This window comes from Corallococcus terminator, assembly GCF_003611635.1.
In the GTDB taxonomy this organism is placed as follows: Bacteria; Myxococcota; Myxococcia; order Myxococcales; family Myxococcaceae; genus Corallococcus; species Corallococcus terminator.
Window position 1 is genome coordinate 1 of sequence record NZ_RAVZ01000077.1, and the last position, 22,716, is coordinate 22,716.

Here is a 22,716-nt window from a genome sequence, read left to right on the forward strand (position 1 = left end):
ACACCCCACCGGGCCCCACCCGCCGAGACGTCCTCGTGGCGGGGCTCGGCGCCGCGCTCACGCCCTCCCTCGCAGCCCTCGCCCAGACTCCCGCCACCGCCCAGGCTTCCCGCATGCTCACCCGTCCCATCCCCAGTTCGGGCGAGGCCCTGCCCGTCATCGGCCTCGGCACCTGGCAGACCTTCGACGTGGGCGGCACCCCCGCTGAACGCACCCCGCTGGCGCAGGTCCTCCAGAAGTTCTTCGCCTCCGGTGCGCGCCTCATCGACTCGTCGCCCATGTACGGCCGCTCCGAGGCCGTGGTGGGCGACCTGCTGAAGCAGTCAGGCCAGGAGAAGACGCCCTTTCTGGCCACCAAGGTCTGGACGCGCGGCAAGGCCGAGGGCGCCGCTCAAATCCAGACCTCCCTCCAGCGCATGGGCCACGGCCGCATGGACCTGATGCAGGTGCACAACCTGCTCGACGTGGACATCCACCTGCCCGTGCTGCGGGAGCTGAAGGCCGCGAAGAAGATCCGCTACCTCGGCGTCACCCACTACGCGCGCGGTGCCTTCGACGACCTGGAGCGCCACATCAAGAACAGCGCCCTGGACTTCGTGCAGTTGCCCTATTCGCTCGCGATGCGAGACGCGGAGGCGCGCCTGTTGCCCGCCGCGAAGGAGCACGGGGTCGCCGTGCTCGTCATGGAGCCCTTCGACAAGGGCAACCTCTTCCGCAAGATGAAGGGCCGCCCCCTGCCCGCCTGGGCCGCGGACTTCGACTGCACGAGCTGGGCCCAGTTCTTCCTCAAGTTCATCCTGGGCCACCCCGCCGTGAACTGCCCCATCCCGGCCACCTCCGACCCCGCCCACCTGGAGGACAACGTGAAGGCGGGCCTGGGACGGCTTCCGGATGAGAAGACGCGCGCGAAGATGGTGAAGCTCTTCGACACCTGACGCAGAAGGCGCCCTACGCCGTCAGGTCGGGCGAGGGCGTGTAGTGCAGCTCCCCGCCCGGCTCCAGCACCAGCCCGGTGCCGGGCTCGCCGGCCTCGTCGTCGCGCCCCACCTCCAGCACCTGCTCCTCCGCGTCCCACTGGCCCAGGTAGTACTCACCGGCCGCCGCCATGCAGGCGCGCCCTTCGGACACCAGCGTCTCCACCACTTCCTTCTTGTCGCTGGTCATCCGCAAGAGCGTCCACGTCTTGCCGTCCTCTCGGAAGCCCTTCACCAGGTCCGCCAGCTCCTCGTCGCGAGGCGTGCCGCCGGCCGTCTCCTCGCGCTTCCACGTGCGGGGCTCCTTCGCCGGCTGCGTCTTCTGCCACGCCCGCGCCAGCTCCAGCAGCTTCTGCTGGGCGGCGTCCTGGAGCGCGTGCATCGCGTCCGGCAATTCAATCTCCTCCAACGCCAGGAGCGCCGTCTCCAACTGCAGCGCCTTCAGGCTCCACTCGTTCCACGCGGTCTTCAGCATCCGTGTCGCTCCTGGCCGTCACACCGGCCCTGAAGGGAAGGTGACGTCGCCACGCCCCCTATCACACGCCCGCCTGCCCTGGCGCCGACCAGCCGCGCCGTCGGTGTCCGCCGGGTACCCCCTGCCTACCTTGAGCCCCCAGGGAGGCGAGCATGACAACGACACAGAAGGATCCGCAGGACGTGGTGGCGCATCTGGGCAAGCTCATCCACGGCATCAAGGTCGCGATGATGACGACCGTGGACAGCGACGGCAGCCTTCGCAGCCGCCCGATGTGGACCTACGACAAGGACTTCGACGGCGAGCTGTGGTTCTTCACCAACGACCACACCCACAAGGTGGATGAGGTGGAGAAGGACCACCACGTCAGCCTCGCGTATGCCGACCCCGGCAAGGACCGCTACGTGTCCGTCAGCGGACGCTGCCAGTTGATCCGCGACAAGGCCAAGGCCAAGGAGCTCTGGACCCCCGCCCTCAAGGCCTGGTTCCCCCAGGGGCTGGAGGATCCGAACATGGCCCTGCTGCGCGTCTCCGTGGAGAAGGCCGAATACTGGGACACCCCCAACAGCCGCATGGTCCAGCTCGTCGGCTTCGTGAAGGCCGTCCTCACCGGTGAAAAATACCACCCGGGCGACAACCAGAAGCTGGACCGCAACGCCCCTGTCCGACGCAACTAGCGCCGGCCCACTTCTCCTGACTTCTCAAAATCCCGACATCTGTGTCAGGGAGTGAGTGATGTCAGGACAGTTCCAGACCCTTGGCACATCCGCCCACCCGGCACTCCCGTACAGAGGGAACGTGCCGAGGTGGGCGAGACTTTTGCCCCGCAGTTGCTGTTTCTCTGACAGCGCCGTTCGTCCTGGCTTGTGGAGGCAGGCCGGCCCGGGTCATGCACCCGGCCGCCGCCGTGATACGAGCCCGATCAGCCGTCACATCACGTTGAAGTGACGAACGGTTTAGAGTATCAACCATCCGCTTTCGAGATTTTCCACCTTCCGTCCGGCGGTGTGCCGGCGCCGGCTGGAGGGACTGACCTCGGAGACGCTCATTGGGGCGGAGCGATTTCCCGCCTTTTGAAGGAATCAGGACGATGGAGAACAAGAACAAGGTCGCGAAGCCGGAGGGCAAGCTGGCGGTGCTCATCCCGGGCCTCGGCGCGGTGTCCACCACCCTGATGGCGGGTGTGGAGCTTGCGCGGCAGGGCAAGGGCGCCCCCATTGGCTCGCTCACGCAGATGGGCACGGCCCGTCTGGGCAAGCGCACCGACGGCCGGACGGTGAAGCTGAAGGACCTGGTGCCGCTCGCCACGCTGGACGACGTGGTCTTCGGCGCCTGGGACATCATCAGCGAGGACGCCTATCAGGTGGCGCAGCGCTCGGGTGTGCTCAGCGACAAGCACATGGAGCAGGTGAAGCCCTTCCTCCAGGGCATCAAGCCCAAGCCGGGCGTGCATGATCCGGAGTTCGTGCGCCGGATCGCGGCCAACCACATCAAGGCCACGAAGACGCACCGCGAGAGCATCGAGGCCATCCGCCAGGACATCCGCGACTTCAAGAAGGAGCTCAACGCCAAGCGCGCCGTGATGGTGGTGTGCAGCAGCGTGGAGACCTTCCGCCCCCTGCCGGAGGCGTTCCAGTCGCTGGCCAACTTCGAGAAGGCGCTGGACTCCAACAGCACCGACGTGAACCCCACGGCGCTGTACACCTACGCGGCCATCAAGGAAGGCGTGCCGTTCGCCAACGCCACCCCCAACGCGAGCGTGGACACGCCCGCGCTGCAGGAGCTGGCGAAGCTGGAGGGCGCGCCCATCGCGGGCCGTGACCTCAAGAGCGGCCAGACGATGATGAAGACCGTCATCGCGCCGGCGCTCAAGGCGCGCATGCTGGGCCTGGAGGGGTGGTTCTCCACCAACATCCTGGGCAACCGCGACGGCGAGGTGCTGGATGATCCCCAGGCCTTCAAGGCCAAGGAAGTGACGAAGTCGAGCGTGCTCGACACCATCCTGCAGCCGGACCTGTACCCGGAGCTGTACAACAAGTACTCGCACAAGGTGTCGATCCACTACTACCCGCCCCGCGGCGACGCGAAGGAGGGTTGGGACAACATCGACATCGTCGGGTGGCTGGGCTACCCGATGCAGATCAAGATCAACTTCCTCTGCCGCGACTCCATCCTGGCGGCGCCGCTCGTCCTGGACATCGCGCTGTTCCTGGACCTGGCCAAGCGGATGGAGTGGCGGGGCATCCAGGAGTGGATGTCCTTCTACTTCAAGAGCCCCATGGCCCACCCGGGCCTCCCGGTGGAGCACGACCTGTTCATCCAGCTCACGAAGCTGAAGAACACGTTGCGCGTCATCGCGGGCGAAGAGCCCATCACCCACCTCGGGCTTGACTACTACGGGGATGACCTCCCGCTCGCCCGATAAGAACGACACCGTGTTCAAGTGGCTCGTCACCTTGATGGCGACGGGCCACTTCGCACTGGTGGCCATCACCGGTCGCGTCCGGTGGGAACACGTCGCGGCGGATCTGCTGCTGGTGGTGCTGGCCTGGGCCGGCGCCGGCCCGCGGCGGTTCCTCCGGGGCGCGTTCCCGCTGTGGCTCACCGGAATGATCCTGGACAGCCAGGCGCTGTGGCTGGGCCTGCGCGGCACCATCCACACCGGTGACCTGTGGGACCTGGAGAAGGCGCTGTTTCCCGCCCCGGGCGGCATGATCTGGCCCCAGTGGTGGTGGAACAACCCCAACACCCCGTTGGACCTCTTGTGTGGCTTCGCCTACGCGGCCTACCTCTACGAGGTCTTCATCGCGGCGCTGCTCTACTTCTTCTTCAAGCAGGACCGCCGCTTCGAATCGCTCTGCTGGGCGTTCTTCGTGGTGAACGCCATTGGCGTCGTCATCTACGTGCTCTACCCGGCGGCCCCACCCTGGTACGTGCTCAAGTACGGGCCCGGCCCGGCGAACCTGGCGGCGCTGCCCAGCCCCGCGGGCACGGCGCGCTTCGATGCCTTCTTCGGCATCAGCTACTTCGCCAACTTCTACGCGCGAAACCCGAACGTGTTCGGGGCCATGCCGTCGCTGCACGCGGCCTACCCGCTGATGATGGTCCTGGTCCTCTGGTACAAGGGCGTCGCGTGGCGTGTGGGCACCATCTTGTTCGCACTGCTCGTCGCCTTTTCCGCCGTCTACCTCACGCACCACTACATCCTCGACGTGCTGGCGGGCGGTATCGCCGCGGTCGTGGCGTTCGTGGCCGTGAGGGCCGTCTTCGCTCGTCGGGACAAGGCGTCGCCAGAGGTGGCGTCCGTGTCCCTGCCGTCTGGAGGAAACACCCGTGCATGACAACGTCCTGGCCTTGCTGAGTGGAGACCTGTCCCCCTCGGCGCGCATCTGGACCGCGCTGGCGCCCGCGCTGTTCGCGGTCGCATATTTCCTCGGCGGACTGCTGCTGTTCTGTATCCGGTGCGCCATCAAGGGCATCCCCCGGGACGCGGAGACGCTGACGCGCGGCAAGTCGATGCTGGTGGGCTTCTTCCTGCGCCACTACTTCTTCTGGGTCATCCAGCCGCTCTGGCGGCTGCTCTTGCGCTCCGGGCTGCCGGCCAACGCGCTGTCCATGTTGTCGGGCCTGTTGGGCGTGTCCTCCGGCGTGGCGGTGGCGGCGGGCCGCTTCGCGCTGGGCGGCTGGCTCTTTCTGATGGCGGGCGTGCTGGACGTGATGGACGGCCGGGTGGCGCGCACCCGCAAGGAGGCCAACCCCGCGGGCGCGGCGCTGGACTCCGTGTTGGATCGCTACGTGGACTCCGCGATGCTGATGGGTCTGGCCTGGTACTACCGGGACACCTGGGTGCTGCTGCCCGCGCTGGGGGCCCTCTTGGGTTCGTCGCTGGTGCCGTACGTGCGCGCCAAGGGTGAAGGCCTGGGCGTGAGCGTGCGTGACGGCGCGATGCAGCGGCTGGAGCGGGTGCTGTTCCTGGGCGTGGGCACGGCGCTGTCGCCCATCCTGGAGGCGCTGTTCTGGCCGACGGAGAAGCACCCCATGCACTGGCTGGCGGTGGTGGGCCTGGTGTTCGTCGCCGTCCTGAGCAACGTCACGGCGGTGTCGCGCTTCCGCACGCTGGTGAAGGCGCTGGCCCCGAAGCGTCCCGTGCAGCCGCGCTCCGGCGTGGCGCTGTTCGGCTTCAACGCGGCGGCGGGCGCCATCGCCACGGCGGTGGACTTCGCCGCGGTGCTGGCCATGGTGGAGTGGGCCGGGCTGTCACCGGTGCTGGCGACGGTGGTGGGCTGCGTGCTGGGCGGCGTGGTGAACTACTCCATCAACCGGGTCATCACCTTCCGCAGCCACGGCGCGGTGGCGCCGCAGCTTGCGCGCTACACGCTGGTGAGCGGCTCCAGCGCGCTGCTCAACGCGGGCGGCGTGGCGCTGCTCACGCTGCACCCGCAGCTTGCGTACACGCTGGGCTGGTGGCTGGTGCGCGGCGTCATCTACTTCGCCTGGAACCTGCCCCTGCAGCGCGACTACGTGTTCAACGACACGTCCCCGGACGCGCTCCTGGAGCAAGAGCCCCATGCGGCGTGATTCGCGCTCGCGCGTCGGGAGGGCCCTGCGACTGGGGGCCCTGCTGACGCTGCTGCCGGGGGTGGCGGCGGCGGGTGCGCTGGAGGTGGCGTACAACTCCAGCGACCGGTACGGCGAGAGCTTCACCTTCGTCGCGGACGCGGACGACGGCACCTACGTGACGGTGAACCTGTCGGTGACGAACATCGGCCCGGGGTCCAAGACGGGCATCTGCCGCGCCACGGTGCTGCGCCCGGGCAAGCCCGTGTGGTCCCCGCAGACGCGGGTGGGCGGCAAGGACTGGAGCTACGACGCGGCCACCGACACCCTCAAGGTGGGCACGTGCAGCGCGCGGGTGACGGAAGCCGGCCTGTCCGTGGAGGCAGCGCTGGACGGCGGCAAGGTGGCGTTGGAGTACGCGAAGAAGCCGGAGCCGTGGTCGCCGGACGGATCCACCATCGAGCTGGGCAAGGACCGCTACCGCCACGAGGTGGTGCTGGCTTCGAGCCCCGTGAAGGTGACGCTCCAGGTGCCCAAGGCGGCGGAGGTGTCGCTGGCGGGCGGCGGGTATGCGGACCACTCGCGCAGCACCATCGCGCCGGCGAAGCTGGCGAAGCGGTGGGTGCGCTTCCGCGCGCTCAAGGGTCCGCAGCACGCGCTGGTGCTGGGGCGCGAGGGCCATGAGGGCGACTACGCGCCCGTGTACGTCTGGGAGGGCAAGGGCCAGGCCCAGCTCCTGGAGGCGTTCACGCTGGCGCGGACGGGCGAGAAGGAGCGCAGCGCGTGGCGGGCGGAGTTCACCGACCGCGAGGGCAAGCCGGCGCTGACGGTGCGCAGCAAGGCCCTGTTGCAGCGCAGCGCGCCGGTGGAGTCGCTGGGCGTGCTGAGCGGACTGGTGAAGCCGATGGTGGGCTCGCCGGTGACGTACCTGCACCGCGCGGTGCTGGAGCGCGTGGGCAAGGCGCCGGTCGAAGGCCTGATGGAAGTCACACTGGAAGGCGAGTAGCCGGAGGCGAAGGGTCCGTGAGCGAGTCGTTGCTTCGGTCGGTGCATCACGTCCCGGGCGTCCGTGGGTTCGTGCGCAAGCAGGTGTTGAGGGTGGTGGCGCGCGGGGTGGAGTGGACCACCAAGCTGCCCGGCAAGCGCGCCCTGAATGTGTCCCGTGTGAACGAGTGGCTGCACGTGGGCGGCGGCGTGTCCCGTGCGCGCTACGGCGAGCTGAAGGCCCGGGGCATCACGGCGGTCATCGACTTGCGCGCGGAGCGCTGTGACGACCGCGAGGCGCTGGCGGCGCTGGGCATCGAGCTTCTGCACCTGCCGGTGACGGACCGCTTCCCGCCGTCGGTGGAGCAGTTGTCGCAGGGCGTGCGGTGGGCGCTGCCCCGGCTGGACTCGGGCGGCGTGCTGTACGCGCACTGCGAGCACGGCGTGGGCCGAGGGCCGCTGATGGGCCTGGCGGTGATGGTGGCGCGCGGCTGGGATGCGCCGGACGCGTACCGGGCGGTGCGCCACGCGCGGTGGCAGGCGACGCTCAACGACCGGCAGTTGCGGGGACTCGCGGACTTCGTGGCCGCGTGGACGGGCGTGCCGGAGAAGGCCGCGTAGGGGCGCGGGCTACTTCGCGCCCTCCTCCAGGAAGTGCGACGTCGCGATGGACGCGCCCCAGCAGCACTCGGGCTCGTCGGCGTCTCCGCTCGGCAGCGTCGTGTGGAGCGTCGCGCCTGGCTTCACGTCCTCGAAGAAGAAGAGGTTGTCCGGAAGGATGATGAGCGCCCGGTCGCCCTTGCGCGTGCGCAGGGTGAGCCTCGTCAGCTTCGGATCCGCCAGGTTCGCGGCGCCCTTCACGAAGTAGGACTCACGCCGGGGTGGTGAGCGCTGATCTTCCGGGATGCAGCCACCCTCCTCCGTCGACACCTCGACCTCCCGCACGCGGCACTCGCCCCCCTTCGCGGACAGATGGAACACGGCCTTCACGCGCGTGAAGTAGCAGTCCGGGGTGCCGCAGTCCGCGCTGTGCGCATCCGTCACCACCGACAGACGCACCTGCCCCTCCGGCAACGTGTCCACCATGCCCATCCGGGCATAGCGCTGGAACAGGGGCACGCTCGCGCACGCCGAGGCCATGGGTTTGGGCTTCTCCGCCATCGCGTTCGCGCAGCAGAGGGAGAGGAGCACTGCGAGAGGACGCGTCACGGACATGGCCCCATGACATAGCAAACACCGTACCCGCGCCCGTGTGGCTCCGCGCCCGCGCGACAGGGTGGCGGGCCCTCTCAATGAAAAAGGCCCCGGTGCGGACACCGGGGCCTCTTCACTGCTTCATGTCCCTCGCGGGCTTCAGCTCTCCGGCGCGGGATGCTGGGTTTCATCCCCCGTCGGCGCGGTCGGCGTGGCGCCGTGCTTGTTGCGCCAGCGGTCCACCAGCAAGAGCAGCGCCGGGAAGCCCACCAGCACGACGACCATGTTCACCGCGAAGCCCAGGTTGGCCAGGTCGCCAATGGAGTTCAGACCCGGGTGCTTGGCGAACACCAACGCCAGGAAGCCAATCGCGCTCGTGAGCAGACCGCCCGTGATGGCGCGCCCCGTCTCCGCGTACACCGTGACGAAGTCCGCGCCCGGCTCACCCAACCGCTCGATGAGGTGCACACCCGCGTCCACCGTCGTCCCAATCAGCACCGGGATGACCACGATGTTCAGGTAGTTGAACTGCAACCCCAGGATGGACATCAGGCCCACCAGCGCCGCGATGGACAGCAGCGTGGGCAGCATGCAGATGAGCGCGTTGCGCAGGCTCCCCAGCGTCATCCACATCGCGAAGAACACGCTGAGCACCGCGGCCACCAGGATGCGCGGGCTCTCCTTCGCCACCATGTCCAGGATGTCCGCCAGGATGAGCGCCTCGCCCGCCGCGGACACCTGGCTGCCGTCCGACAACTGGAGGTTGCGCACCTCCTTGGTGAAGCGCCGCGTGCCCACGCCGTCCGACAGGCTCACGTTCGCGTAGACCAGCACCACGCCGCCCTTCTGACCGGCCGCAGGCTCGAACTGGCGGCGCAGGCTCACCGGAAGCTGCTCGCGCGTGAAGGGCTCCGCCTGCGTCATCCGCACCGCGCGCACCAGGTTCTCCCGCGTGTCCTTGGCCACCTTTTCCGGGTCGATGCGCGAAAGCTTCTTGTGGATGGACTGGAGCAGCGCGTGCTTCTCCGCCTGCTGCTGGGGCACCAGGTCCTCCAGCGCGCCCACGAAGTCGATGGTGGAGTCCTTGCCGTACTGCTGCTTGCGCGCCTGGAGCTGGTTCACCACCTCGCGCTCCTGGCCCTCCTTGTCCGTCAACACCACCACCGGCGTCGCCGAATACCCGAGGATGTGGTCGATGCGCCGGTCCAACCGCACGCTCGGCAACGACACGTCATCCAGCTTCGTGGAGTCGTAGTTGAACGTCACCCCGTACGCCTGGCTGATGAGCGCCACCAGCGCCACGCCCAGCACCACCGACACCGCGCGGTAGCGACGCGGCAGGAAGCGCGCCAGCACCGCCATGGGCCCCGACTGCGCCTGGTGCAGGCGCGGCGTCCAGCCCCACTTCGACACCAGCCCCAGCATCGCCGGGAGGATGAGCAGGTAGGACCCCACGCTCACCAGCATGCCCACCGCCGCGATGACGCCGAACTCGTGGAACGCTCGGAACTCCGACAGCGACAGGCTCAGGAACGTGAGCGCCGCCACCAACGCGGAGATGAGCGCGGAGAAGCCCGTGTGGCTGAACGCCTCCCGCACCGCCTCCTCCGACGTCATGCCCTCCGAGCGCAACGTGCTCCAGCGCCCCAGCAGGTGGATGCCGTGCTCCACGCCCAGGCCTCCCAGCACCGCGGCGAGGAAGCCCGTCAAGAGGTTCACCTGCCCGTACGCCACGCCCACGAAGCCGTAGGTCCACATCAGGCCCGCGGCCACCGGGGCCATGGTGAGCCCCACCGACAGCGCGCTGCGGAAGTGGAACGCCAGGTAGGCCAGCAGCAACACGATGGCCAGCGACGACGCGCGCGCCAGGTCGCCGGTGATGACGCCCTGCTGGTCGATCTTCTTCTTGAACGTGCCGGTGATTTCCGTGCGGAAGCCGGGCCCGTACTTCGACAGGTCCTGCTTCGACAGGTAGTCCTGCACCTGCGCGATGACCTTCTTGGAGTAACCCAGGTCCGCGGAGCTGCCCTTCGCCTTGAGCAGCATCACCACCATGCGCTCCTGCGGATCCAGGTAGTACAGCTCCCCCTGGCCCGACAGGCGCTGGTTGGCGCCCCCGGTGTACTTCTGCTCGATGTCGGTGAAGTCCAGCGACGGGGGCGGAGCCTCCTCCAGCCGCACGAAGAGCGGGTTGGCCTGCTCCTTCTCCCACGCGAAGCGCGCGTCGATGCGCTCCTGGATGATCTTCAGGTCCGGCAGGTCCACGTAGTAGAGCGCGTGCTGGTCGAAGAACTGGCTGGGCCGCTGGTAGTTGACGAAGCGGATCTCCGACAGGCCTCCCAACTTCGGCGCCATGTCATCCACGAACTGCTTGAGCTGCTCCGGCTCCGCGCCGATGCCGGCCACCACCACGTTGCCCATGCCGCCAAAGCGCGTGCGCAGCTTCTCCAGGTCCTGCACGGACTGGAACGACCGGGGCAACAGGTTGGACAGGTCCGCGTTGAGCGACAGGTCGCGCGCGAAGAAGATGCCCAGGCCCGTCAGCACCAGCGTCACGAACAGCGCCACCCAGGGTCGTCGGTGGCCACGGGCCGCCAGGGAGCCCATCGCCGCCTCGAACCGTTCGGACCAACGCATCTCGCTCATGGATGTGACTTCCTCATCGTGAGCCCGGCCAAACCGGGCCGCTCACGCGTATATGCCCCGAGCCCGCGTGCGTCCAGGCGCAGTCCCGGGGGCCTTCCCGGCCGCATGCTCGCGTCGGGAAGAAGGTGCCGCTGAAACAAACACGCAGGTATGCAGCCCCGGCGGGCGGCCCGCCAGTGGATCAACCTCTCCCGTGTACGTCGGGCGCGCACGTCAGGGCGTCACCTGTCCCGCTCCTCGCCAGGTTTCGGGCGGCCGGGCGGGCCCGGCCCTCGCGCTGGCGTGCCGGAGGTCCGTGGCATGGCCAGCTTTTGCTCGGACGGGCCCTGCCAGGAAGCAGGCGCCCCATGGAGGGGATGCCGCCGCGTCAACCTCGGGCCGGCCGATGCCGGGACTCCAGGCACGGGCGCCCACGCTGATGGCCTCGGACCCTGCTTCGTTCGCCGAACGCTCGTGGATGCACCGGGTGGAGCGCACGCTGGGTGCGCTCGCCGCTCACAACCACCGCCGCCCCTTCATCGCCCTGCTCTGCGCCCTGGTCCTCTGCGCCGTGGGCCTGCTGTGCGCCCGGAACCTGACCCTCAACGCGAACCTGGCGGACCTGCTGCCCGACTCCTTCAAGAGCGTGCAGGCCATCAAGACCCAGGAGGAGCGCTACGGGGCCCTGGGGTGGGTGGTGGTGGTCGGCGATGACGCGGACCCCGAACAGCTCCAGCGGTTCGCGCAAGACCTGGCGCCCAAGCTGGAGGCCCTGCCGGGCATCCGGTACGTGGAAATCACCCGCCCCAGCCGCTTCTTCCGCGACCATGCGCTCTACTTTTTGTCGCCAGAAGATTTGAAGGAGGTGGAGCGGCGCATCGAGGCGCGCCTCACCTGGGAGCGGCTGCACGCCAACCCGCTCTTCGTGTCGCTGGAGGACGACCCGGCCCCGTCTTTGGACTTCTCCGACCTGGAGAAGAAGTACGGCGGCAACGCGGTGACGCGCCTGTCCAACAACCCGAGCGAATTCTACCTGGACCCCGCCGAGCGCCGCGTGGTGGTGCTGGCCAAACCCGAGACGTCATCCTCGGACCTGACGTTCTCGCGGAAGATCGTCGACGAGGTGCAGGGCGTGGTGAAGCAGCAGGACCTGTCGAAGTACGGGCCCGGCTTCCACACGGAGATCACCGGCACGTTCCAGAAGAAGTTGGATCTCCAGTCGCAGATCACCCGCGATGTGGCGGTGGCCTCCTCCGTGGCCGGGGTGCTGGTGCTGCTGTACCTGTTCCTGCACTTTCGCAGCATGCTCGCGGTGGGGATGGTGCTGGCGCCCGTGGGGGCGGGCCTCGCGTGGACTTATGGCCTGGTGGGCGTGGCGTATGGCCAGGTGAACATCCTGACCGCGTTCCTGGGCGCCATCCTGGGCGGCCTGGGCGTGGAGCACGGCATCCACCTGGTGGGCCGGTACCTGAGCCTGCGCGGAGAGGGGATGGCTTCCGAACAAGCCACGCGCGAGTCCTTCACGCACACGGGCGGCGCGGCGCTGGTGTCAGCGCTGGTGGCGGCGCTCACGTTCTTCGTGCTGGGCACCTCCGGCCTCCGGGCGTTCCGCGAGTTCGGCGTCATCGCGGGCGTGGGCATGCTGGTGATCATCCTGGCCTACGTGCTGGTGCTGCCGGCGGTGCTGGGGCTCGTGGCGCGTCACGGCTGGAGTCCACGAAGGACCTCCACCGAGACGAAGGAGGCGCCGCTGGGCCAGATCATCACGCGGCGCCGCGGGCTGCTCACGGGGGTGTCCGTGCTCATCGTCGCGGGGCTGCTCACGCAGATGCCGGGCCTGCGGTTCGACTACAAGGTGTCGTCGCTGGAGGATGAGAACCTGCCTTCGTTCGTCCTGGACCGCGCCGTCAACCAGCTCATCGGCTACACGCAGATGCCCCTGGTGGTGCTGACCGACTCCCGCGAGGAAGAGGCGGTGGTCGTCAAGGAGATCCAGGCGCGCAAGCAGCAACTGGGCGCGGACTCCAAGGTGGACTTCGTCGCGTCGCTCGAAAGCCTGGTGCCCGGAGAGCAGGCCCGCAAGCAGGTCATCCTGAAGGACATCGGGAAGCTGTTGGAGCGCGTGCCCGAGGGCCAGCTCACCGCCCCGCAGCGCGAAGAGCTGACGGAGCTGCGCCATCAGGTGCGGGCCGCGCCGTTCTCCGTGGCGGACCTGCCGGCGGGCGTGCGCCAGCAGTTCGAGGGACGCGGGGAGAATGGCACGGGCTTCGTGGTGGTGTATCCGTCCGTGGACCAGTCCGACGGACAGGCCATGCGCAAGCTGGCGAAGGAGGTGCGCGGGGTGATGCTGCCGGATGGACGGCCCGCGGTGGTGGCTGGCGAGTCGCTGGTGCTCGCGGACATCCTGGATTTGGTGTCACACGAAGCGCCGTACATCCTGCTGGGGTCGACGCTCGCGGTGTTGGTCGCGATGTGGATCACACTGGGTGGACTGCGCACCGCGCTCCTGTGCCTGACGCCCACCGTGGTGTCGGTGTTCGCGCTGCTGGGGTTGATGCCGCTCATGAAGCTGGAGTTCAACTACCTGAACATCCTCGTCATCCCGGTGCTGATTGGGACGACGGTGGACGCGGGCGTGCACCTCATCACCCGGCTGGCGTCACCGGGGAGCGACTTCGTGCGGGTGTACTCGGAGACGGGCAAGGCCATCTGTGGCGGCCTGCTCACGAGCGCGGTGGGCTTTGGCGCGCTGTTCCTCGCGGACCACCCGGGCCTGAACTCGATTGGCGCCCTGGCCAACCTGGGCTTCGGCATGAACCTGCTCGTCATGCTGGTGACCTTCCCGGCCCTGCTGCTGGTGCTCTCCGAACGCAAGCGGCGCCGCCGTGCGGTTCCGCCACGCCCGCGGGGTGAGCACCTCGTGGATGATGGGCAGGGTCCTCACCGGACCACGCCCGCCAGTTGATGGCCGAGGCGTCGTCCGCCCGGCCGCGCACGCGCAAAGGAGCGGGACGATGTCTCAACAATGGATCTGGATGGGTCTCGCCGCCGGCACGCTGGCGCTCGGCTGCGCCCGTGACGCCACCGAGTCCCCCGTCCTGCTCGCGCAGGTGGACCCCAACTCCGCGGGCGCCATCACCACCGGGCAGCCGAATCCGGGGGCTCCAGCAGGCACCCTGCCGGCCGCGCCCGCCGGGAGCGTCACGGACCCGGTCTCCACGAGGACCTACGGCGACCCGGGGACCGACACGGGCGGCAGCGGCGCGGTGCTGCCGCAGCCCTACACCGCGCCGTCGCCCATCACCGGCACCGCGGACAGCGTCACCGGCGCCACACCGGGCAGCGTCACCGGCGCCGCACCGGGCAGCGTCACTGGCGCCGGCGCCGTGATGCCTTCCAACACGGGCAGCCTGCCAGCCCCTGGCACGGGCAGCACCGTCAGTGGTTCGGGCGCGGTGCTACCGCCCAACACCGGCAGCACGGCCGCGCCGGGCGCGGGCAACACCGTCAGCGGCAGTGGCGCGGTGCTGCCGCCCAGCACGGGCACCACCGCCCCGGGGGCGGGCACCACGCTGTCGCCGGACACCAACACATCCAGCAACTCCGTGACGCCGTTGGGCGGCGGCTCCGTGATTGATGGGGGTGTGGGGCGCTAGGGCCTTCCCATTCCCATGGAAGTCCCCCGGCGCATCGGACGGCGGTCCTCCGGCCGTGCCGTGCGATGGACAGCCGCGCGGATGCAACCGCGCAAGTCCGCCTGCCAGTGCCGTTCCCCGAGCAGGCAGGCGAAGAAGCTCCCCCTGCACACACCTCCGGGCCTGCTCACTTTCGGTCCAGCAGGCAGTCGGGACCTTTCAAACAAGCAGTCTGACTCCATCCGGGGGAATCACATGAAGAGCTTCCTGAAGAAGCAGTTGACGGTGGCGGCGGTGCTGGTGGGCGCGCTGGCGCTCGGCACGGGCTGTAAGTCGGATCAATCCGCGACGCGCGGCACGGAGACCACGCCCGCCTCCGACTCCACCATGGGCACGGACTCCACGGGCACCGGGACGGACACCACGGGCACCGGCACCACCACCACGCCGCCGCCCAGCAGCGGCGGCAGCGGCTACGACACGGGCAGCACGACGCCCGACTCGCAGTTGCCGCCTTCGGACATGGACACGGGCGGCTCCGGCATGACGGATGACTCCACCCTGCCGCCCGCCAGCGACGACAGCCTCAATCCGGGCACCGGCGGCGCGGGCACCAGCGAGAGCGAGCCGGGCGTGCACGACGGCGAGATGACCGAACCGGGCACCGGCGGCTCCGGCATGTCCACGGATGACAGCGTCCTGCCCGAGGACGGCAGCCTCCCCAGCGACTCCACGCTCGACCCGAACGCGCCCAAGGGCAACATGAACACGCCGGTGCCGGACTCGACGGGCAACCTGTCGCCCAACAGCGGCACCACGCGCTAGCCCTCCACGGCCGTCGTGAAACCCACCGAGCGCCCGTGACCTCCTCGAAGGTCGCGGGCGCTTCGTGCGTTGGAAGCCAACGACAAACCCCGCCGACGCGCGAGGCGTCAGCGGGGTCCTGGATGCAGCAGGGCGAAAGAAGCCTACGTCACGCTGACGCCCGGGTATGGCGACCGGGGGCTGATCACCGGGTTGATGATCAACGGATCATGCGATTCGCCCGGCCCGCTGTCGGGATCCACGGTGGGAGGCACGCGGTGTTCACGCGCCTCGTCCTCCGTTCCCGCCTGGCGCTCCGGCACCGGAGGCAACCCTTCCAGGGGAATGTGCAGCACGTCCTTCTTGCTCATGACGAACGCCTCCTTTCAGTCACTCCAAGGGTGGTGCGCGTCCGGGGTTTCCGCAGGCCTTCCGGGCGCAGGGCCCGCGCGCTCCCTCCCCCTGGATGCCAGCGGACACCGGGGCCCCTCCCCCCTGGATGCCCTCCGGCCGCTCCGACAGGTGAGTCCAGGGCGGACACTGCCCTCCGGCCGTGAGCATCCCAGGATGACAGGGAGGCGCGAGAGGCTTATCCAAGGAGGTCCTGGCACCGGTCCCGACACGGTTTCACGCCCACCACCCGAACCGAAGGCGCACGACGCATGAAGCTGTTGCTGGCAGGCCGACGAGGAGCAAGCGACCCGCTGTCCGCCCCCCCAGAGGCGCCGCAGGCCTGGCTCGAGCGGGTGGAGGGCTGGGTCCAGCGGACCGTGGGGGAGATGCTGGAGGCCTCGCGCATCGAAGAAGGGCCCCAGGCGGCCCCCGTGCTGCGCCTGCGCCTGCATCCGGCCGCGGGCGAGGTGTCGCTGCTGGCCGCCACGCAGGAGCGCATCGTCGTGTCCGCGGAGACGAGCGCCGTGGGCCCCGGCTACCACCTGTACCTGTGTGACCTGCTCAAGTCCCTGGGCGACGCGCACGGCGTCAGTTGGGCGCCGCCGGACGAGGACCTGGGCGTGGGCGACGCCACGGGCTACTTCCACACGGGCGATGCCGGCCCGGTGGAAGGGCACATGCTGACGTGGTTGCAGCAGTCGGTGGGGCAGGTGGTGCTCATGCGCAGCATGGGCAACTCCGGCTTCGCGCTGTCCATGCGCTTCGGCCACACCTTCCAGCACCCGGGCGCGCTGCTCACCCCCATGGGCCCCCGCGACGAGAAGTGGCTGCGCGCGGTGATGGACGACCCGCGCCAGGGCACGGACGTGTTCCCCTGGTGGACGCCCGGGATGGACGCGCGCGTGCGCTTCAACCGCGCGCTGTGCCGCCTGTGGACGGACGTCGTCTGGCGCGCGCCCCTCCTGGACGAGGAGCGCCTGCGCCTGCGCGACGTGGCCCGGCTCCTGGAGCAGGCGTGGCGCGAGGACCCCACGCTCCCCTACCCGTGGCGCGAGTGGCAGGAGGTGCTCGGCTATCTGGGCGTGGGAGGAACGCTGGCGGAGGAGGTCCACCGCCACGCCCTGGAGTCGCCGGGCACCGGGCCCTCCATCGGCTACCGGAGGGGCTTCGTACAGGTGGCGCTCCCCGAGGGGTGGGAGATCCGCATCCCCGGCTCCCTGGCCGAAACGCGTCTGGGGGACGGAAGCTGGGTGGCCCGGGACCACCGGCGCACCGTGCGCGTGCTGCCCCTGGAGGATTCAGCGGAGGAGCAGTTGGCGCCCACCAGTCCGGAGCGGCGTGCCCTGGAGCTGGAGCACCATGGGGCTCGCGTCAGTGGCCGCGCGTCGCTCCACGTGGAGCCCGGTGACTGCCGGCTGACAGCCCTGTGCCGCTCCGGCAACCGCCGCGCCCTGTGCGTCGTCAGCTTCGATGATCCGGACGAACAGGACTGGGCCCTGGGCACCTGGCGCTCGCTGGACCATGCCGTCGCGGCTTGAAAATCAGGCATTTGCGCCCCAAACCACCTGCTGAATCGCTCTCGGGTGGACATTCGGCATGTCCGGACGTCTTGCCGCACCGCGAGGTCGCACCCACCTTGCGTCGGCAACATCCCCACGGAATCGAGTGATACCCATGAGCAGCAAGCGGGAGATCTGGCCGGGCAAGCCCTGGCCGCGCGGCGCGACCTTCGACGGCTCGGGAACCAACTTCGCGGTGTACTCGCAGGTGGCCACCCGGGTGGAAGTCTGCCTGTTCGACAAGGCGGACCCGACGAAGGAGCTGGAGCGCTTCGACCTGCCCGTGAGCACGGAGTTCGTCTGGCACGGCTACGTGCCGGAGCTGGAGCCCGGGACGCTGTACGGCCTGCGCGTGCATGGCCCCTACGAGCCGGAGAAGGGCCACCGCTGCAACCCGCACAAGCTGCTGGTGGACCCGTACGCGAAGGCGCTGCACGGCGAGGTGGACTGGAAGCAGCCGGTGTTCGGCTACCCCCTGGACCATCCGAAGAAGGACCTGATGCGCGACGAGCGCGACAGCGCCGCCGGCATGCCCAAGAGCGTGGTGGTGAGCGACTTCTTCGACTGGGGCAATGACCGGCGCCTGGACATCCCCTGGCGCAAGACGGTCATCTACGAAGCGCACGTGCGCGGCCTCACGATGAAGCACCCGGGCGTGCCGGAGCATCAGCGCGGCACGTACGCGGGCCTGGGCTCGCCGGTCATCATCGAACACCTCCAGAAGCTGGGCGTGACGTCGGTGGAGCTGCTGCCGGTGTTCGAGTTCGCGGACGACTCGTTCCTCAACGACAAGGGCCTGTCGAACTACTGGGGCTACAGCACGCTGAACTACTTCTCGCCTGAGCAGCGCTACGCGAGCCGCAAGACGCCGGGCGGCGCGGTGGCGGAGTTCAAGTCGATGGTGAAGTCGCTGCACGCGGCGGGCATCGAGGTCATCCTCGACGTCGTGTACAACCACACGTGCGAGGGCAACCACCTGGGGCCCACGCTGTCGTTCAAGGGCATCGACAACGCGTCGTACTACTGGACGATGCCGGAGGCGCGGCACTACCTGGACTTCACCGGGTGCGGCAACAGCATCAACACCTCCAACCCGCAGACGGCGCGCTTCGTGGTGGACTCGCTGCGCTACTGGGTGGAGGAGATGCACGTGGACGGGTTCCGCTTCGACCTGGCCACGGTGATGGGGCGCGTGGGCAAGGGCGGCTACGACCCGAACGCGCCCATCTTCCAGATCATCAACCAGGACCCCGTCTTGAGCCGCGTGAAGCTCATCGCGGAGCCGTGGGACGTGGGCATGGGCGGCTACCAGGTGGGCGGCTTCCCGTCGCCGTGGCACGAGTGGAACGGCAAGTACCGGGACGCGCTGCGCAAGTACTGGAAGGGCGACGAGAACCAGGCGTCGGAGGTCGGCTACCGGCTCACCGGCAGCGCGGACCTGTTCGCGGCGGCGCGCCGCAGGCCCCAGGCGAGCATCAACTTCGTCACCGCGCACGACGGCTTCACGCTGCACGACCTGGTGACGTACAGCTCCAAGCACAACGAGGCCAACGGCGAGCACAACCGCGACGGCGCGGACGACAACCAGGCCTGGAACTGCGGCGTGGAGGGAGAGACGGACGACAAGGGCATCATCTCCCTGCGCGAGCGCCAGAAGCGCAACCTCCTCGCCTCGCTCTTCATGTCCAACGGCGTGCCGATGATTGTCGCGGGCGACGAGATGGGCCGCACGCAGAAGGGCAACAACAACGCCTACTGCCAGGACAACGAGCTGTCGTGGGTGGACTGGAACCTGGATTCGACGAAGCAGGACATGCTCGCGTTCACGCGCAAGCTGATCCACTTCCGCCACGGGCAGCCGGTGTTGCAGCGCCGCCGCTTCTTCCAGGGCGAGCACCTGTGGGACTCCGAGCACAAGGACCTGGCGTGGTTCCGTCCGGACGGCACGGAGATGGGGCCGGAGGACTGGCAGAAGCCCTTCGTGCGGTCGCTGGCGTACCTGCTGGGTGGCGACGCCATCCCCACGCCGGACGAGCGCGGCCAGCGCGTCAGCGGGGACTCCCTGCTGGTGCTGCTCAACGCGCACCACGACACGGTGTCCTTCAAGGTGCCACCGCTGGGCGAAGGCGGCGTGTGGGTGCTGGAGCTCTACACGGCGGACGACAAGCGCGGCGACGAGGAGATGAAGCCGGGCAAGTTCGACATGGCCGGGCGGTCGCTCGCGGTGTTCCGCAAGAGCGGGGGCAACAACACGCTGTGATACCGTGCGGCGGTGCGCGCCATGGTGGACGAAGCGGACGGCGGAACACCCGGGCCTGAAACGAGGTCCAGCGGATCCGCCGTCGCGAGGGTGTACGGGGAGATCGCCTCCGCCTACGAGGTGCTCTACCCCGCGCTGCACCGCTACGGCGACCGCGTGGAGCGCTTCCTCGCGGAAGCAGTGGCCCCGGGGATGCGCGTGCTGGACGTGGGCTGCGGGCCCGGTCTGCACACGCGCGCCCTGGAGGCGTCCGTGGACGTGGTGGGCCTGGACCTGGCTCCTGAGATGTTGGAGCTGGCGAAGCGTTCGCGGCCTTCAGGCACGTGGCGCGTGCACAGCTACCTGGATCCGGTGCCCGAGGACCTGGGCACCTTCGACGTGGCGCTGGTGATTGGGTGCCTGGACTTCTGTGACGACCTGACGCGCGTGCTGGGACACCTGGCCCGGGCGCTGAAGCCGGGCGGCCGGATGTTGTTCACGGTGCTGGAGCGCAGGCCGGGGGTGGAAGCGCACGAACATCCCACGCGGCCGGTGGGCACGGCGGACTCCGTGGTGACGCTGCACCTGTGGTCCTCCGAGGAGACGGTGCGCGCGCTGGAGGCCGCGGGCCTGCGGGTGGGCAGCTACGTGCACGCGCCCGGCTGGGAGATCCTCGCGGAGGAGCGCGTGATGTGGTTCGGCTGGTGGGACGTGACGCGGGGCTGAGTTTCGCGGGGGCGTTGTCAGGTTCATTTCGCGGTCGCGTCTGGTGCTCCCGTCGGCGCTTCAGGGGGTGCACGGGGCTGGCCCGAGGCTTCCGATTCCAGGCAGCGGCGCTCTGCGCCGGGGCACGGGATTCGGACGTACTTCAAGGCCATCGCTTCCGCGCATTCCCCCACCATCGAAGGTCGACCGGTCGCACGCTGCCGACAGGCGTGCATGAACGTCCCTTGCACGGACATCTCCCGAACTAGCTCACTGGTAGAGCACGAGAACTCCAATCTCGGTGTCGAAGGTTCGATTCCTTCGTTCGCTGGAGACCCCGTCGTTTCGCTGGTGTCAGCGCGGGTCCACCGCTTCTTCCTCCTCTTCGACGCAGCCTGGTCGGTCGCCAGGGCTTCTGGATGCCTCCGTGCGGCTCGCGGAACGCTCCGGTCGCCGTCCGTGACCGGCATCCGGTGCGAACGCGCGGGCGGCGGGAAGTGGGCTGGACGGTCTGTCCGCGGGAAGCGCCCGTGAGCGGCGGGGTCTCTTTTCTCGTTCGGATCCTTTCTTCTTTTTCGCGGGACCCTCCCCTTCGCGGGAGGCAACAGGGGTGGCGTGTCATGAGCATCGGTCGGGTGGAAGTGGCGCAGAACGAGCGGCTGTTCGTCGTGGTGAACGGGCGGGCGGAGCAGTACCTGGGGCCGGGTCGGCACTGGGTGGTGCGTCCCTTCCAGCACGTCCGCTTCGAGCGCGTTTCGATTGAGCAGCCGCTGATCCGCCTGGACGAGGCGAAGCTCGCGTTGGTGCCGGAGAAGGACCTCCAGGTGGTGGAGCTGGCCTCGGACGAGCGGGCCATCCTCTTCCATCACGGCCAGCCGGTGCAGTGGCTGAAGCGGGGTCAGCACCAGGTGTGGACGGCGCAGCGGCTGCCCGGTCGTACCGGTCGGCCCGAAACGCCGACGGTGAAGGTGGAGCGCGTGGACGTGTCCGGGGTGGTGACGTCACCGCCGAGCGACGAGGTGCGCGCGCTCATTCCTTCCACCGACTACACGGAGTGCATCGCCGCCGAGGGCAGCGTGGCGCTGCGGTACGTGGACGGCGTGCTGGAGGCCGTGCTGCCTCCGGGCCGTCACGCGGCGTGGACGGTGGTGCACAAGGTGCAGTTCGCGGTCATCGACCTGCGTGAGCGGCTGCTCCACGTCACCGGTCAGGAGGTGATGACGAAGGACCGCGTGTCGCTGCGGCTCAACCTGTCCGCGGCGTTCCGCGTGGCGGATGCGCGCCGGCTGTCGGTGGTGTCGCGGGCGCCGGACGACGTGCTGTACCTGGCGATGCAGTTGGCGTCGCGGGAGGCGGTGGCCACCCGCACGCTGGATGAGTTGCTGGCGTCGCGGGAGGCGGTGGCGGATTCGCTGTTCGCGCAGGTGAAGGCGGGGGCGGAGAACGTGGGCCTGGAGCTCTTGCGGTTCGGCATCAAGGACGTGGTGCTGCCGGGTGAGATGAAGGAGCTGCTCAACCGGGTCATCCAGGCGCAGAAGGAAGCGGAGGCCAACGTCATCACGCGCCGCGAGGAGACGGCGGCCACGCGGTCCATGGCGCAGACGGCGAAGGTGCTGGCGGAGAACCCGCTCCTGGTGCGGCTCAAGGAGTTGGAGGCGTACAAGGACCTCGCGTCCAAGGTGGGTCAGGTCCACCTGGTGCTGGGCGAGGGCGCGGTGCCCACGCTCCAGCTCAAGGGCGGCTGATGCACCTGTGAGCACCGTGGAGGCCCTCGGACCGGAAGCACGGGTCCGGGGGCCTTCGTGCGTCCGCCACGGGTGCGGAGGCGCTGAACAATCGTACGCGCCCGACAATACCTGACATTCCCCTGTCACAACGGGCGGGCAGGTTGTGCCCATCCACCCGATGCGGTCCAGGAGGACTGTCATGAAGCTCTACTTCCATCCGATGTCCGGAAATTCGCGCCGTGTACTGCTCGTGGCCGCCCACCTCGACGTGCCGCTTGAGCGCATCGTGGTCGACCTGCCCAAGGGCGAGCAGCGCGGGGCGCCGCACCTGAAGCTCAACCCCAATGGGCGCGTCCCGGTCCTCGATGACGACGGCTTCCTGCTCTGGGAGTCGCGCGCCATCATGCTGTACCTGACCGAGAAGACCCCGGGGCAGACCCTGCTCCCGACGGATGCACACGGCCGCGCCGATGTGAGCCGCTGGCTCTTCTGGTGCTCGGCCCACATGGCCCCGGCGAACACCATCCTGGTCTTCGAGAACTTCGTGAAGGCGCAGACGGGACGCGGGCCGGCGGACCCCGCCGAGCTCGCACGGGGCGAGGCGCTCGTCGCGCAGAACGCGCAGCTCCTGGACGCGCACCTGGAGGGCAGGACGTGGGTCGCGCAGGATCGCCTGACGCTCGCGGACTTCTCCCTGGCCGCGTCGTTCGCCCTCGCCGGTCCGGCGCGCCTGCCCATCGCGGACTACGCGAACCTCCGAGCCTGGCTCGGGCGCGTGCAGGAACTCGAGGCGTGGAAGCGCACCGCGCCGTCCCTGCCCCGCAGTTGACGTAGAGGGCGGGCAC

Annotated in this window: 19 protein-coding genes and 1 tRNA gene; 16 read left to right on the forward strand and 4 right to left on the reverse strand. The window is 69.1% G+C overall.

Features of this window, described 5'->3' with window-relative positions; genetic code table 11:
- On the forward strand, nucleotides 1-935 hold a 935-nt coding region (locus tag D7V88_RS13675), incomplete at its 5' end, for an aldo/keto reductase (RefSeq protein ID WP_244238131.1).
- 13 nt (nucleotides 936-948) lie between these two features.
- Here D7V88_RS13675 and D7V88_RS13680 read toward each other — a convergent pair.
- Nucleotides 949-1,449 (reverse strand): P-loop NTPase family protein, encoded by a 501-nt coding sequence (locus D7V88_RS13680; RefSeq protein WP_120541080.1) that lies wholly within the window; start codon nucleotides 1,447-1,449, stop codon nucleotides 949-951.
- Nucleotides 1,450-1,601: 152 nt separating this feature from the next.
- On the opposite strand from D7V88_RS13680, the gene D7V88_RS13685 reads away from it, so the two are divergent.
- The 6 genes from D7V88_RS13685 to D7V88_RS13710 all read left to right on the forward strand — a co-directional run bounded on the left by D7V88_RS13685 (nucleotide 1,602) and on the right by D7V88_RS13710 (nucleotide 7,611).
- Nucleotides 1,602-2,126, forward strand: coding sequence for a pyridoxamine 5'-phosphate oxidase family protein (locus tag D7V88_RS13685; protein ID WP_120541081.1), 525 nt, complete (start codon nucleotides 1,602-1,604; stop codon nucleotides 2,124-2,126).
- Between the two features lie 413 nt (nucleotides 2,127-2,539).
- Nucleotides 2,540-3,874: an inositol-3-phosphate synthase gene (locus tag D7V88_RS13690; RefSeq protein ID WP_120541082.1), complete on the forward strand. Its 1,335-nt coding sequence runs from the start codon at nucleotides 2,540-2,542 to the stop codon at nucleotides 3,872-3,874.
- Nucleotides 3,852-4,790 carry a phosphatase PAP2 family protein gene (locus D7V88_RS13695; protein ID WP_120541083.1) on the forward strand — a complete coding sequence of 313 codons (939 nt, stop codon included), beginning with the start codon at nucleotides 3,852-3,854 and terminating at the stop codon, nucleotides 4,788-4,790. The genes D7V88_RS13690 and D7V88_RS13695 overlap by 23 nt, the downstream gene beginning before the upstream one ends.
- Nucleotides 4,783-6,027 carry a GtrA family protein gene (locus D7V88_RS13700; protein WP_120541084.1) on the forward strand — a complete coding sequence of 415 codons (1,245 nt, stop codon included), beginning with the start codon at nucleotides 4,783-4,785 and terminating at the stop codon, nucleotides 6,025-6,027. The genes D7V88_RS13695 and D7V88_RS13700 overlap by 8 nt, the downstream gene beginning before the upstream one ends.
- Entirely contained in the window at nucleotides 6,017-7,012 is a 996-nt protein-coding gene (locus D7V88_RS13705; protein WP_120541085.1) for a hypothetical protein, read from the forward strand. Before D7V88_RS13700 ends, D7V88_RS13705 begins: the two co-directional genes overlap by 11 nt.
- Nucleotides 7,013-7,029: 17 nt before the next feature.
- Entirely contained in the window at nucleotides 7,030-7,611 is a 582-nt protein-coding gene (locus D7V88_RS13710; RefSeq protein WP_120541086.1) for a protein-tyrosine phosphatase family protein, read from the forward strand.
- A gap of 9 nt (nucleotides 7,612-7,620) precedes the next feature.
- Here D7V88_RS13710 and D7V88_RS13715 read toward each other — a convergent pair whose 3' ends face one another.
- Nucleotides 7,621-8,199 (reverse strand): hypothetical protein, encoded by a 579-nt coding sequence (locus tag D7V88_RS13715; RefSeq protein WP_147448721.1) that lies wholly within the window; start codon nucleotides 8,197-8,199, stop codon nucleotides 7,621-7,623.
- A gap of 144 nt (nucleotides 8,200-8,343) precedes the next feature.
- Nucleotides 8,344-10,830, reverse strand: coding sequence for an efflux RND transporter permease subunit (locus D7V88_RS13720; protein WP_120541088.1), 2,487 nt, complete (start codon nucleotides 10,828-10,830; stop codon nucleotides 8,344-8,346).
- Nucleotides 10,831-11,248: 418 nt separating this feature from the next.
- Here D7V88_RS13720 and D7V88_RS13725 point away from each other — a divergent pair, with 418 nt between their 5' ends.
- The 3 genes from D7V88_RS13725 to D7V88_RS13735 all read left to right on the forward strand — a co-directional run bounded on the left by D7V88_RS13725 (nucleotide 11,249) and on the right by D7V88_RS13735 (nucleotide 15,269).
- Nucleotides 11,249-13,774, forward strand: coding sequence for an efflux RND transporter permease subunit (locus D7V88_RS13725; protein ID WP_208726272.1), 2,526 nt, complete (start codon nucleotides 11,249-11,251; stop codon nucleotides 13,772-13,774).
- Nucleotides 13,775-13,823: 49 nt separating this feature from the next.
- Complete coding sequence (locus D7V88_RS13730; protein WP_147448722.1) at nucleotides 13,824-14,465, forward strand: hypothetical protein; 642 nt, start codon at nucleotides 13,824-13,826, stop codon at nucleotides 14,463-14,465.
- A 234-nt stretch (nucleotides 14,466-14,699) separates the two neighbouring features.
- A complete protein-coding gene (locus D7V88_RS13735; protein WP_120541090.1) occupies nucleotides 14,700-15,269 on the forward strand; it encodes a hypothetical protein in 570 nt (189 codons plus the stop codon).
- A 143-nt stretch (nucleotides 15,270-15,412) separates the two neighbouring features.
- On the opposite strand, the gene D7V88_RS13740 is transcribed toward D7V88_RS13735, so the two are convergent.
- A complete protein-coding gene (locus D7V88_RS13740) occupies nucleotides 15,413-15,619 on the reverse strand; it encodes a hypothetical protein (RefSeq protein WP_120541091.1) in 207 nt (68 codons plus the stop codon).
- A gap of 291 nt (nucleotides 15,620-15,910) precedes the next feature.
- On the opposite strand from D7V88_RS13740, the gene D7V88_RS13745 reads away from it, so the two are divergent.
- From D7V88_RS13745 to D7V88_RS13770, 6 genes are all read left to right on the forward strand, one after another.
- Nucleotides 15,911-17,179 carry a hypothetical protein gene (locus D7V88_RS13745; protein WP_120541092.1) on the forward strand — a complete coding sequence of 423 codons (1,269 nt, stop codon included), beginning with the start codon at nucleotides 15,911-15,913 and terminating at the stop codon, nucleotides 17,177-17,179.
- A 136-nt stretch (nucleotides 17,180-17,315) separates the two neighbouring features.
- Nucleotides 17,316-19,460, forward strand: a complete 2,145-nt coding sequence (gene glgX / locus D7V88_RS13750) for a glycogen debranching protein GlgX (RefSeq protein ID WP_120541093.1) — start codon at nucleotides 17,316-17,318, stop codon at nucleotides 19,458-19,460.
- Between the two features lie 21 nt (nucleotides 19,461-19,481).
- On the forward strand, nucleotides 19,482-20,165 hold the full coding sequence (locus tag D7V88_RS13755) for a class I SAM-dependent methyltransferase (protein WP_120541103.1): 684 nt from the start codon (nucleotides 19,482-19,484) through the stop codon (nucleotides 20,163-20,165).
- A 240-nt stretch (nucleotides 20,166-20,405) separates the two neighbouring features.
- Nucleotides 20,406-20,475 (forward strand) — tRNA-Gly (locus D7V88_RS13760).
- Nucleotides 20,476-20,764: 289 nt separating this feature from the next.
- On the forward strand, nucleotides 20,765-21,889 hold the full coding sequence (locus tag D7V88_RS13765) for a slipin family protein (protein ID WP_120541094.1): 1,125 nt from the start codon (nucleotides 20,765-20,767) through the stop codon (nucleotides 21,887-21,889).
- A gap of 181 nt (nucleotides 21,890-22,070) precedes the next feature.
- Nucleotides 22,071-22,700 (forward strand): glutathione S-transferase family protein, encoded by a 630-nt coding sequence (locus D7V88_RS13770; RefSeq protein WP_120541095.1) that lies wholly within the window; start codon nucleotides 22,071-22,073, stop codon nucleotides 22,698-22,700.
- Nucleotides 22,701-22,716: the final 16 nt, after the last annotated feature.